The sequence below is a fragment of the Poseidonocella pacifica genome (assembly GCF_900111875.1).
GTDB classification, from domain to species: Bacteria; Pseudomonadota; Alphaproteobacteria; order Rhodobacterales; family Rhodobacteraceae; genus Poseidonocella; species Poseidonocella pacifica.
Genome location: NZ_FOJU01000005.1, coordinates 143,279 through 156,635 on the forward strand (window position 1 = coordinate 143,279; position 13,357 = coordinate 156,635).

The 13,357-nt window shown below is 63.6% G+C and carries 1 protein-coding gene (only partly in view); it reads left to right on the forward strand.

Annotated elements, in window-relative coordinates; all coding sequences use genetic code 11:
- Positions 1–13,339: the 3' portion of an Ig-like domain-containing protein gene (locus BM234_RS14470; protein ID WP_092066240.1), read on the forward strand. 40,136 nt of this gene lie to the left of the window's left edge; 13,339 of the gene's 53,475 nt are visible here — the last part of the coding sequence; its start codon lies beyond the left edge, outside the window; its stop codon occupies positions 13,337–13,339.
- The last annotated feature ends 18 nt before the right edge of the window (positions 13,340–13,357 follow it).

Genomic DNA, 13,357 nt, shown 5'->3' on the forward strand with positions numbered 1-13,357 from the left:
GGTGCAGGGCACCGGCCCGGTCGGCGCGACGGTTCGTTTGATCCGGACCGAGCCAGACGAAAGTACCACAGAGATCGGCACGACCATCGTCAGTGCCTCCGGCAACTGGACGGTCAGCCTTGAGGGGCTTTCCATCGACGATGGTGATCTGCTCACCGCGCAGATCACCGACGTGGTGACCCCGATTGCGTCGGACGACGCGGTGTATTCTGCATCTGCCCCGTCGCTATCGGTGTCGCAGGTCAATTCCGGAAACATCATCGCCGCCGAGGATGTGGCCCGCGTTCTTCAGATCCGGGGCACGGCCGGGATCGATGCGACGTCTGTCATACTCCGCCTGCCCAATGGGGAGGAGATTACCGCAGAGTTGTTCCCAGAGGCGGAGAGCCAGAATTGGCGCGCCAAGGTGACGGCAAGTGACTTGGACGAAGTGGACGACGGGGACATCGTGCTCGAATTCGTGGTGACCGGAAGCGGCGGTTCTGCGACAATTCTGCAGACGGTTGCACTTGCGGTAACGGCCCCTACGGAAACACCTGCTATTGCTGAAATCGATACGGAAACAGCGGTTGATGGGCATCTGTCCACGACAGCGCGGCCGGAAATCTCCGGTACCGATGCGCTCGGCGGGGCTCCGCTGCGGCTCTATGATCTGGATACCAGCACGTTGTTGGCCGAGACTATCGCGCAAAGCGATGGCACGTGGTCCATCGGGGCGACGGACTATGTCGAAGCGCTCACAGGTGGCAGCTATTCCATCATTGCGGTCAGTATCGACGCGGCGGGCAACTTCGGGCCTGCGGCTTCGGGGGATGCGCTGACGCTCAACGTCGATCTCGGAACGGTCGCTGCACCAGTGGTGGTTGGCCTTGGGAACGATACCGGACGCCCGGCGGACAACGCCACGAGCGCTGTTAGACCGATCATCAAGGGCACGAGCGAGGCCGGCGCAACGATCGACCTGTTCCTCGATGGCGCGACGACCGCCTTCAATACGACCACGATCACCGCCGATGCGCAGGGCCGCTGGACCTATACCCACACCTCCGATCTTGCGGAGGGCAGCTACAGTGTAACGGCCCGGGCAAGCACCGGATCGGCCTCCAGCGGGCTGTCGAGCGCGATCGACCTCCGCATCGACACCAGGGTCGCCGCACCCACGCTTACTGCCGAAGCCTCCACGGTTGCGACCTCGCAGCCGGAATTGAGCGGGACGACAGAGGCAAGCGCGAAGGTCACTGTTTACCTCACCGTCGACGCCACGAGCGAAGTGATCGGAGAAACCATTGCCGACGCCGATGGCAACTGGTCGCTTGTTCCGACCATCCCTCTTGCCGACGGAACTCATAGCCTGACAGCGCAGGTGACCGATGCGGTTGGCCAGTTGAGCACAAGCTCAGAAACCCTGAGCCTGACTGTCGCAACGCGGACACCGTCGATCAGCTTTGGCGCGGTCAACGGAAGCAACACGGTCTCGCGTGAGGATGCGGCCCGCGAAGATGGGGTGATCCTGTCCGGTTGGGTCGAGAGTGGCTCCAGCGTCACGATAACCGTCGGGCGTAATACTGGTGGCGCAAGTGTCGACGCGGACGGTCGGTGGACCTATACGCTCAAGGAGGCCGATTACCTCGAAGTGGGCATCGCGGATGACGTTACGATCACAGCGACGGCGCTGAGCACGCTTGGTCTGACAACGACAGTCTCGCAGAGCGTTGATTTCAAGATGCAGCGGGCAGCCATCCCGGCCGATCCGACGAACACGGCCAGTTCCGGCGGCAGCGCCAGCTTTACTAGCGCGGCAGGCAAGGTCGGTTCGATCAGCGGCACAGAACTCATCCGCGCGGATTCAATCACGCTTTCCTCTGCTGCCGATATCGACGTGCGTACGGATGTGAACAGCATGACCGTCACAGCGGCGGGAACGTCGGTGACGCTCATCAACACCCGCGCGATGGAGCTTGACGTAACGCAGGCCAGCGGGGATCTCGAAGTTCATGCCTCGGGGACGCTGGTCATACGAAACGCGGCCTTCGAAGAAGATCTCGCGGGCAACTCGATGCTCTTCCTCTCGGGCGATACCGGTGCGATCGACGGTGAACAGGAGGCGCTGGAATCGCGCCTGCGTCGTCTCGGTCTGAGCGAGGCCGAGATCAGCGCGCAGGTTCGTGATCACAACCTGTCGTCCTCCGCGCTTCAGACCCTGACGAGCAGCAGCGGATTGACAGGCGGGGTGCTGATCGACCTTATCGACGCAGGGGCCCTTGGCGATGTCACGATCCGGACATCCGGAGATGTGCGCGAAGTGCTCGATGACGACTCTGTCGACATCCTCTTTGATGCGCCGCAGTTCGCACCTGCCGCAGGGGTGGATCTCAGCCGAAGCTACGATGTGATCGCAGGCAGTTTCCACGCTATCGCCCGTAACATGGCCGACGCTTCGACCGCAGGGAACACATCGGTATTCGACATCGAAGACGTCACCCGAGTGACTCAGCTTGAGTTCTCCGAGTTCCTCAAAGCCAATCCCAGCAACGTTTCTGTCGAATGGGACCAGTGGGACAATGCCGCGGTCAGCGCCTCTGGCGACACCACATTCGCGGGCTACTACGAAGGCGCGGTGGCGCTGGATCTCGATAGTCGCGACGTGACCATCGTGGGGATGCACTCCACCGGAACGATTTCTCTCGACAGCCGCGCCGTGGAAGTTGCCGGGACGATTTCAGCCACCGGCTCCATAGCGGTCACGGGAGGCACTGGCGGGGTCTCGATTGGAGAGGGTGGACAGCTCGTTTCCCGTACAGCCAGCGACATATCGGTATCGACCGGCGCGAGTGATATCAACATGCGCACCGGCTCGCTCATTCAGACGGATGGCGCGGTGACACTCAACGCGGCGGGCGGGGGGATCGCCCTTGGCCGGATCCATGCCGCCAACCCGGTGACGATCACAGCGGCGGGCGCGATAACGGATGGCGATGACGCCCAGCTCGGCGGTGCCGAGATCGCCAATATTGATACGGATGGCTCCGTTATCCTTCGGGCAGGCGCCGGCATAGGCGCCGACGGCAATGGCCTTATGATCGCGGCGGATGACATTGAGGAACTGACCGGTGGTACGGGAGTCGTCGTGGTGTCCACGCGGACCAGCGGCACAGCCACCATCAAGTCCCTCACCGGCGCGAGCGCGAACATCGAGAGTGACGGCGCGCTCATCGCGGGCACGAGCGGTTGGACGCTCACGGAGGGCCTAACGCTCGATGTGGCGGGGGATCTCAGCCAAACGGGCGCGCTTTCGGTGGGCGGCCTCACGGCTATCGCGGCGACCGGCTCCGTGGCGTTGACCCAAGCAACGAATGACTTCGAGACGGTATCGGTCTCCGGGGGCGCCGTTTCCATCACAGATGCCGGTGCGCTCACTTTGGGTGGCACTGCGACTGCGCTGACGGTTATCGCCGGCGCGGACCTCACCTTGACGGGAGCGAGTGTGACGGGGGCTGCCAGCTTCACGTCGTCGGCAGGCATATCAGGAACAGCGGCCATCTCGGTGACCGGCACCACAGCGCTTGTCAGCGGGACGGGCTCATCCGTAAATCTCACCGGAGCCAACGATTTCGGCGGGGTGGTGAATGTCACCAGCGGGGCGGATCTGACGCTGAACGCCGTTGACAGCTTGTCGATCGCCGGGTCGGCAGCCGGGGACACGGCGCTTGAGACGACCGGAGATCTGGAAGTTGGGGCCTTTGCAACCGGCGGTTCCGCGGATCTTACGTCTGGCGGATCGCTGACAGATGCGGGCGCAGTTATCACTGTTGGCGGCACGACCACGCTCAGGGCCGAGAATGGCGGAGCCATCTCTCTCGCATCGGTCGATCATGCCTTCGGTGGGGCGATTGCTGTGTCCGAAGCGGGGAGCCTCGCGCTTTCCAACGCCGGAGCGCTCGCGCTCTCTGGGCAGGTGGATGGCAATGCGGATCTGGCGTCCGGGGCGGCGCTGACCCTTGGGACAACCGATATCGGCGGCGACCTCGTCATCGACGCGGCAGGCGCGGAGCTTGGCACGCTGACTGTTGGTGGCGCGGCGACCTTGACCTCGACCGCTGCGATCACTGCGAGCGGCGCGATCACTGTGGCGTCGACCATGGCCATCAACGCCTCCGGGCAAAGCGTGACCCTCACCAACGCGCAGAACGATTTCACCGGGGTTGTGGCCCTGAATGCCGACACGGTGGCGCTTGCCGATCGCAATGCGCTGACGGTGTCCGGCATCGTGACGAGCGAGCTTGCGGCGACGACGGGTGGTGCGCTGACCTTCGCCGATACCATGCTCGGTTCGCTCGCGGATCCAGAGGCCGTTCTTTCGATCACCTCGGGCGGGAATATCGCTCAGCAAAGCGGAAGCAGCCTTGTGCTGCACGGCACGGCGACGATTGACGCTGGGTCCAACGATATCGCCCTTGATGCGGCGGACAACGATTTCGCCGGAACGGTGACCATCACCAGCGCGCGCAATCTGGCGCTGAGCGATGCCAATGAGCTTTCCCTCGGAACAGTGACCGTGCGGGGCACGGCGGAGATTTCGACCGAAGGCGCGATCACACAGACCTCGTCCAGCGCTGGCTTGACCATCACGGACGCGGCGACGTTTGATACCGGGAGCAGCGGCGCGGATATCCTCCTGACCCATGCCGAAAACCTTTTCGAAGGCGACGTGAGGGTGCTGAATGCCAACAGTCTGGCGCTCACCAGTGCCGGAGCGTTGCACCTTGTGGGCGCGACCCTGACAGGGGATCTGACGCTGACCTCGGCGGGCAAGATCTACAATGCCGATGTCTGGACCGTTGACGGAAACACAGTCATCAATGCCGCCGGGCAGGACGTCATCCTCACCGCTGAGCATGACTTCAAAGGCACCGTGAGCGTCATCGCCCGGAATCTCACGATCCGCGATGCGAACGACATTACCTTCGGGGATGTGACCCTCACCGGCGGTCTATCGGTTTCGGCTGGCGGCGAGATCAGCAGCACCGGCATCATCACGGTCGCGGGTCGGACGACCCTTGAGAGCAGTGGTGCTTCCTCCGCGATTGACCTGAGCAACGCCGCGAACGATTTCGGCAGCTCGGTCAGTCTGATCAGCGACGGGGACGTGATCCTGCGCGATGCCAACGCGCTGACACTCGGCAACAGCACTTTGGGCGCGGGCCTGTCCGTCACGGCGGTCGGGGCGATCACGGACAGCGGTGCGCTTGACGTGGCGGGGGCTGCTCAGTTCTCGGGGAGCAATGTGCTGCTCGATTCCACCGGCAACGATTTCGAAGGCACGATTTCCGCGAGCGGCGCCACGATCAAACTGCGCGATGCGAATGCCCTTGAGTTGGGGACGATCACGGCGACGGGGGCCCTGACCGTCATAACTGGCGGCGCATTGACGGGGTCAGGTGTCATCACCTCCTCTGGCGCGACCTCGCTCAATACCTATGGTGCGGCCATCGCATTGACCAACACCGCGAGCGACTTTGTGGGGCAGGTGAGTGTGGTCCGGGCGGGCGCGATCACGCTCTTTGACGCCAATGACCTGACCTTTGCTGGCGCGGCTGTCGGTGCAGGTAACGATCTCTCCCTGACTGCCGTGGGGGCCTTGACCCTGCGCGGTACGGTCTCTGCTGCAAACGACATGACATTGACCGGCAGCGCGGCCTCGCTGAGCCAGTTGGCGGTCGGCGGGAACCTGACGCTGAACTTCACTGGCGGAACGGTCACGCAGCGCGAAGGCACGATCGCCGTCTCCGGTACGACCATGATTGAGGCGTCTGCGGTCACCCTTGGGGCAACCAATGCCCTCACGGGCGCTGTATCGCTCGATGTGAGCGGAGCGGCATTGATCCGCGGTGCCGGGACTGTGGACCTCGGGACATCTTCGGTGGGCGGGCTCTTCACGCTCACGGCTGCGGGCGCAATCACCCAGTCGGGCGCAATCTCTCTTGGGGGCGACGCGGTACTCACTGCCGGCCGCGATGCGGACATATCTCTCGACGACACGAACAACAGTTTCGCCGGAACGCTTACTGTCAGCGGTCAGGCCGATGTGGAGATTGCGGCCTCCGGCGATACCGCGCTGATTGGCAGTATCACGGGGGATCTCAGCCTCAATGCCGGTGGAACGCTGGATCTCGGGGCAGTGACGATTGGGGGCGCGCTTGATATTACGGCGGCCTCGCTGACCGATAGCGCTTCGGTCAACGTGACAGGTGCCACACGCATTGGCACAGGAAGCGGTAGCATCACGCTGGACAATGGCGCGCAGTTCGGGGCGGGTCTTTCGATCACCGACGCAGGTCTGGTTTCGATCCTCGTCAATGGTGATCTGGCCTTGGGCAACGTGAGCGCCACTGGGACGACAGCGTTCACCGCATCCGGCGCCATTTCGCAGCGCCAGGGCACGTCGCTGTCCCTCACGGGGGCGGGCGCCTTTGTCGCTGGAGAGGGCAAGTCGATCACGCTGGACGCCGCGACGAACAGCTTCGGCGGCCGTGTTGAACTCACCGCCGAGGGCGCGGAACTGGCCGCTTCGGGCGCACTCAGCCTTGCGGGGGTGATCGGATCGGATGGTCTCGACGTGACGTCCGGGGCGCTGTCATTCGGCAACCTGACCATCGACGGTGGCGCGAACGTGGTGACGAGTGGGGATATCTCACAGACGGGAGCACTTATAGTTTCGGGGCTCCTCACGGTGACGGCGGATGGCGCTGCCGTGATGCTCACAAATGCGGGCAACGATCTCGGCTCGGATCTCGTGTTCGCGGCGGATGACGTGGCGCTGGCCGATGCGAATGACTTGACGCTGCGCGGAACTGCGACAGGCGACCTGACGCTGGAGACCGGGGGCGCGCTCGTCTTTGGGACCGTGACCGTCGCGGGTGATCTCAACGCGCAAACGGGCGGTGCGATCCGCCAAGAAACAGGGACGCAGGTGTTCGTCGGGGGAACGACGCGAATGGGCGCCGGCACCGTTGGCGATGCCTATGATATTACCCTTGCGAATGTGTCGGAGACGGGCGTTTCCGTGAACGATTTCGTGGGCGATGTCACACTGACAGCGGCGGCGGATATCGCGCTGCGTGACGCAAACGATCTGACGATTTCGCTCAACGCGAGCGGGAACGCCGATGTGCTTGCCGAAGAACGTCTCTTCCTTGGCGATACGGATGTGGTTGGAGATTTGCGGGCGCAAGGGAACTTCACCCTCGCGGGTGATGTGACGGTTGACGAGCTCAATCTTATCTCCACGAACTTCTACGACATGAATGGTCACACCATCACGGCGACGAACGGCGATATCCGCATTCACGCCGCGGACTACATCATTCTTGGGCAACTCATCGCCAATTCGGGCAACGTTTATGTCTCCACCGAGAACGGTACGATCACGGACGGGTTCGCCACTGAAAAGCGCAACATCGTCACCACCGGTACCGCGTCGATCATCGCCGGGGCCGGTAGTCTCAGCGTCAAGATGTGGGCGGTAGGAAGCCTTGAGAATGCAACCAAGGCAGATGATGACGCTGGTACGATCGATGTCGCCTCTGCGTCGCTGTCGGACGTGGCAGCGCCGGATGGGGTAAAGCTGGCGATCGGAGTTGGGAACGAGGGGCGCTTCCAGGGTACGCTCAACACCGACGGTGATCTGCTGCTGGACTTCGGCACGGCAGGCATCGACATGGCCGAAGGCTCTGCGCTGCGCGCGGGCGGAAACGTGACGATCGTTTCGGACGGTGACCTGACCCTTGCCGAGGTCTCCGCGGGGGCCGACGCCACATTCTCCATGACCACGTCCGGGGCGGTCACGGGCCGGACCAATGCGAACGGGGCGGCGAATATCGCGGGCGGCACGATCCTGCTCAATGTGACCGGCGCACTCGGCAGCGCGGATCAGGCGCTCAGCCTCGATGCACTGGAGGGCAGCGGCGGGGAAAACGGCGCAGTGCGTCTTATCTCGACGCCAGAAGACGCCAACTTGAGCATTCTGACCCCTGTTGTAGGGGAAGAGCGGCCGACGGTGGAACTTGGCGCTTCGGATGTGGACTGGTCCATCGGCGGCGGGCTGACACTTTCGGCGACGGAAGCAAATCTGCTGCTGCTGAGTGACGTTACTGCGGCCACCGTTTCCATCCGGGCCTTGGAAGGCTCCATGACGATGGTCGATGGCAAGAGCGTGCAATCCGAAGGCGATATCACGCTCGGGGGCGGAGCCGGGCTTGCGGTCTCTAATGTTGTCGGGTCCGCGACGGTCGTTGATCAGACGATCACGCTGCTGAGTGCGGCGGGAAATATTTCCGATCTGACTTCGGACGAGGGCGCGAACGTGACCACTGCAGGCACGGCCGTGCTGTCCGGGGGCAGCATCGGTACGCTGGGTTCGGGTGATGTGGATCTCGATGCCGGGCGCCTTGTGCTTGAGACGACATCGGAAAATGCCGGTGGGGCGACCGTGGAGTCGCTCACAACTAGCGGCACGGTCCTTGCCTCGGCGGATACATCAGGCGCGCTTTCCCTGACTGTGGGTGAGGGCGATCTGGCGATCACAGGCGATCTGAAGGTTGGCGGCTTGCTTCTGAACCTCTCTGCTGACGACGCAGGCGCACGCGATATCATACAGTCGGCTGGCACCTCCATCACGGCACTCGGCGCAACGACGCTGTTGGCCTCCGGGGATATCCACCTGACCCGCCTTGCCGTATTGACCGGCGATGCGACACTCAACGCTGTAGGCCGCGTGCTTGATGCCAGTACCGCCGTGGACGGGAATGCCCGCGAACGCGCGAACATCGAAATGGGGTCAGGCGCGCTGACCATCGAAGCGCTGGAGATCGGGACGACCGCTGCGGATGGGGATCTGGATCTTTCGGTATCCAACATCGCGTCCCTGACCGCGACGGAGACGGATACCACCAAGCAATCGATCACTGTGACGTCCTATTCCACCGTCGCGTTGGACGGGCTCGACACAGTTGGAACGGCGCGGTTCATCCAGTCGGGCGGGGATCTCAACCTCTCGGGAAGTCTGCGCGTCGAAGCATTGGAGATGGCGGTCGAAGCCGGGAGCCTCTCGCAGGCGCAATCGGCGAAATTCTTCGTCACGCAGGATATCAATCTGTCGGCCTCGGGCGATATGTCGTTGTCCGCGCTCACCAGCCTTGAGGGAGACGTCACCCTCACCGTCGGCGGTACCCTACGGGACAATTCACCGGACCGCGAAACCGCGATCATCACCACCAAGGCGGACGGGCGGGTCATTACCCTGACCGCGGGCGTCATTGGAACGGCGCAGGAGGGCGGCCAGATCGAGGTCGACACCGACCGCGTGGAACAGGCTACTGCGACCTCCGGGGGTCTCTACATCACCGGCATGGGCGGGATGGAATTCGGGGCGGTTTCCGCCACCGGGGCGGCTGTACTGGGAACCTCTGCCGGGGATCTGTCCCTGTCGGCGGCGGTCTCGGCAAATTCCGCCACCATCTTTGCTGACGATGGCGGCATCGAGATGACGGACGGGGCCAGCATCGCCACCGTCAACGGCGCGCGCATGACAGCAGAGGCCGGCGACCTCACGTTGACTTCCGTGGTGGCAACGGGGCTTTCGGCCCAAACGCTACTGGTTGCCAGCGGCGCCATCCTGAGCGGGGCATCCGGGGTCAATCTTGATGCCAACGGGATGGTTCAGCTTGAGGCGGGCAGCATCGGCACCGAAGCGGATCGCATTTCCCTTCGTACGGACAGGCTTGATGCCGTTACCGCGACCGATGGTGTCTGGCTCGACCTCGCAACGCGGAGCGGGGCGGCGTTCCTTCGGACCGCGACGGTCAGCGATGGGGTGTTCGACCTGACGATGGTGGGTGATCTGCGCATCACAGAGGACATGCGCGCCGAGACGATCAGCATCGTGACCCAGAGCGGGACAATCACGCAGTCGGAGGCGTCGGGTCTTGTAGCCTCCGGGGATCTGGAGCTTTCGGCCACCGGCGATATCACGCTCGCCGCGTTGCAAACATCCACAGGCACAGTCCGTATCGATGCGGGCGCCGCTGGGCGTATCCTTGATGGCACGACAGCGGAACGCGCCCTTGTCACCGGGCTTGGAGACGGCGCATCGGCCGAGTTTGTGGGCCTTGCCATCGGCACCAGCGGGGCGGGCGATATCGACCTCGACATTGCGACGATCTCGCGGGTCGATGCGGGGACCGGTGGGGCGCTTTTCCAATCGGTTCGTGCCCTGCGGGTCGAAACGGTCGAGAGCGACGGCGCATTCAACGTGGACGTGGTTACCGGCGATCTGGTGCTTGCGGGGGATCAGACCGTGGGGAGCGCAACGCTCACCATGGCGGGGGGCGGCTTCACTCAGACGGATGGCTCGACCCTTGCGGCAAGCGGCGCGGTCGCTGTGTCCGCCACACAGGATATCGCGATTTCGCGGATCACGGCGACGGGCGGGGACGTCTCCATCCAGACGACCACGGGCGACATGCGGGATGCATCCACGGCCGAGGGCGTGGGTAATGAGAATATCGTGATCACCAACGGCGAGCTTGCCCTCCTCAGCGCCCAGTCGATTGGCACGCGCTATGAGGTGGGGGCGCTTGATGTGGCCGCCACCGAGGTCGGGACAATCGAGGCCACCGACGGCGGCGCATGGGTATCCTTCACCGGCGCGGCCACAGAGACGGTCGCAATCGAGGAGGTCACGGCATCCGGTGACGTGGGCCTGACAGTACTGGCGGGCGGAATCTCGGTGGAGGAAACTTCGTCGGATGCCTTGTCGATCATCGCAGCCGGGGACGAGGGACAACAGGCGATCTTACTCGGCGATGCACAGGTGGGCGCTGATCTGACACTCACGGCGACCGCAGGCGACATTGGCCAGATGGCTGGCATCTCGATCACCGCAGATGGTGAGGGCTCAACCGCCCGGATCAGCGCGGGCGGCGACATTGCCCTGACGTCCGACACCAACGACGTCGCGCAGTTGCAGGTTACTGCGGGCGGGGATGCGTCCTTCGTAGACCAGGATGGGGTGACCCTGCTTGGGGCAACAGTCTTGGGCGACTTTGGGCTTGTTGCGGGTGGGGCTGTCGACCTAGTCGATAGCGGTGTGGTGCAAACGGGCGGGGATCTGAATATCGGGCTTGTCGGCACCCTGACGCTCGGTGACGAAAGCCGGATCGAGGCGCAGGGCGATGTGGCAATCGCAGCCACGGGCAACCTTTCGGCCTTGGGTCAGACGGATATCATCTCGGGCGGGACAACGGATGTCTTGATCGGCGGGACGATTGCCCTTGCGGACGAAACGACGCTTGTCGCGGGCGGAGATGTAACAATCGGATCCGTGGGCAATGTTACCGCTTCCGGCACGACGCAGATCACCTCGATGGGCGGCAGCGTCGCACTTGGCAGCCTTGGCGCCGTGACCATGGGGGGAACGACGTCCTTCACGGCGGCGGACGGGCTCAGCATAGGCGCGCTTGGACCGCTTTCCATATCGGGCAGCACGACGCTGACCAGCGCAACGGGCACTGCGGCACTTGCCACTTCTGGTGCGATGACTGTCGCGGGAACGACCGAGGTCGACGCCGGGCAGGTCATGATCGCTGCCGGAATTGGGCTGGCCGTTTCCGGCACGACCACGGTCACCGCGCATACGGATGATCTTTCCGTTGAAGTAGCGACAGGTGACGTGACCATCGCGGGGCGGACCACCCTGCTCGGCAATACGGATGCAAGCCTTGCCATCCTAGGGGCGGGCAACGCATCGACGCGCGGAACCACGGCGATCACCGCAGGGTCGGGCGATTTGTCGGTCGCTCTCGGGCAGGGTGATCTGGACTTTACCCAAAGCTCTACCCTCACCGCCGGGCGCGATCTTTCGGCTGTGCTGTCCGATGGGAACCTGCGGACCAGCAGCGCCACAACGCTCACGGCGGGCCGCGATGCCGCGATTGCCGTGGATGGCACGACGACGCTCAGCCATCGCAGCATCTTTGACGCGGACCGGAGCTTGGTGCTCAGTTCCACCGGCGGAATTCAGGGGAGCGGGCTCACCGACCTGACTGGCGGCGATGCGGTGGCGCTTAACGTCACGGACGGCGAAACCCAGTTCATCAATACCGCGATTGTTCAGTCCGACGCAGGCACGGTTTCCGTCGAGATCGACCGCGGCGGGCTTACCGTTCGCGATGCGGCCCGGATCGTCGCGGCAACCGACCTGGATGTCGCGATCGGGACGGGGGCGCTGTCGCTTTACGATGGAGCAACTCTGGAGGCGGGTGAAACTCTGTCAGTCGGAATTGTTGGCGGGTCCGTCACGATGGAGGATGCCGAAACGCTCATCACTGGGCGCGACGTGTCGATCATCGTAGAAGGCGGGGCTTCCGGCGGGGTTTCGGGCAACGTCCTCATTGATCTGATCGTCGCCGAGGAAACCGTTCGGATCGAGGCGCGCGGCGGTGCGATCCTCGACAACACCGCCTCAGAGCGGGTCGACAACATTTCCGCGCCACAACTCGACATGGTCGCGGATGAGGGGATCGGGCTTGCGTGGCAAGATGCGCTCGATATCGATACGCGCCTGCTTTCGGCAGTCAACGTCTCGCAGGGCGGGATCAACGTGCAAAACCGTACCGCGATGCGCATCGGGTCTCCGGGGGTCTGGAGTCAGGGGACGGGCGATATCATGCTCGCCTCGTCCGGGGCCATCGATCATGGCTACACCGCGTACGGGGACTCCGATCCTGCTGAGCCGGGCAGCATCTTTGCCCGCCCGGGCCAGCGCATCGTGTTGTTCAACAATCTTTCGCCGGAACAGTTCGACAACAATTGGGGCAATCGTCCGCGCGAGCAGGTTTTGATCGCGCTTTCACCGCCACGCAGCAACGTCACCGATCTCGAACCTTCTCTCTTTGGCCGGGCACGCCTTGACGAAGAGTTCAGGCGCCGGGGGATACTGGACCAGAGCGCGTTCCGCCCGCGTGAGGATGTGTTTGATCGCTTCCTCGACCGGTTCGATCTTGATCCCGAGGCGGAGGATGATGAGGAAGAGGTGCGCCCGATCCGCGTTGCGGAGTACCTCGTCGCACAGATGGAGGCGGGCTTGCTGGATACCGTTTCCGAGGCGGCATGGCTCGGCGATGACGTGTATGCCCCGCCAGAGGAATCCGAGAGCAACAGTCTCGAAGAAATCGCGCAACACACGCATGGCGTGCAGGACGTCGGCGAGCGGCCCGTGGTAGTGCAGGCCATGCTCTTGTCGGATGATGAGATCGACAAGCCCCTGATCGCGGCGGAATAAACCCGCAAGGCCGCTGCG